This window comes from Lamprobacter modestohalophilus, from assembly GCF_016583905.1.
GTDB lineage: Bacteria > Pseudomonadota > Gammaproteobacteria > Chromatiales > Chromatiaceae > Lamprobacter > Lamprobacter modestohalophilus.
On sequence record NZ_NRRY01000170.1, the window covers coordinates 1 to 1,082 of the forward strand.

1 protein-coding gene is annotated in these 1,082 nt (G+C 66.5%); it reads right to left on the reverse strand.

Annotated elements, in window-relative coordinates:
- Positions 1-97 precede the first annotated feature (97 nt).
- On the reverse strand, positions 98-1,082 hold a 985-nt coding region (locus CKO42_RS26665; protein WP_200252731.1), incomplete at its 5' end, for a hypothetical protein.

Sequence of the window (1,082 nt, forward strand, 5' to 3'; positions counted from 1 at the left end):
GAGCCGGGCATCCTCTGCGCCTATCGCTGGCAGGGCGAGACGCAACTGCGGACCGAGCATTTCTGCTGGGTCGGGTCCGAGTGAGCCTAGACCTCCCTCAGTCAGCAGCTACCTTCAAGGAGAGCGCTGGCAGCCGTTCCACAACCGGCTGAGCCAGACGTTGAAAGCAGTCGGTCGCTTGCTCTAGGTCGGCAAATGGCCCCCGCGACAGACCATTGCTGGCATCCAGCAGCCGCCAGCCCTCATGTCGGCGGTACTCGAACCGCAGGTTGCGCGCATAGGTCTGGTAGTCGAAGCTGCTCGGCAGCGGCTCACGACCTTCCAGCTGATCACGCGCGATGACGGCGCGCAGGACCGCCGGCAGATCCCGATCATAGAGACGCTGCGCCACCGGCAGCGGCAGACCCTCGGCCAGCTCCACCTGCAGCGCACCCGGCACCCAGGCGATCAACTCGGCGCCTTCCGTGACGGCATAGGCGACCAAGGCCTCGACGACCACCGCCAACCAATCCCCGCCCAGCGGGCACTCCGGCACCGGCTGCGGTGTGGTTCGCAGCGCCCCACCGCGCGCCAGGCGCCGCTCCGGCAACGGCCGTCCGAGACGCTGCCGGCGCAGATCGCGCCGCCAATCGCTCTGCACCTCGTCGATCAGGATGATCCAGCGCTCCTGATCATCGATCAGCCGGCTCAGGCGCAGATGGGCAAATAGGTTGCGCACATCGAAATGATCGCTGAAATAGCTCTGCTCCAGGCTCGGCAGACAGAAGGCCAACTCCTCATGATTGCTATGCGGTCCATCGCCGCGCGGCAGCAGCCGTTGCATGCTCCAATCCAGCATCTGCTGGACCACCCGCGTGTCAGACTGCGGAAAGCGCTTGCCCCGGCGCGGCAGGTGCAATTCGGGCAGCCGAAACTGCTCGCACTGCTCAACACAGAACCGCGAGCGCTGTGGCGCCTGCCAATTCGGATCGGCGCTGCGCAGCAGGGTCTCGAGTGGCTGCGGCAGGGTGGCCCTGGGCTCGTCCTCATACGCCCGCGGCAGCCAAAGCCGCCATTGCTTGAAGTACAGGCCACGCCGCGCG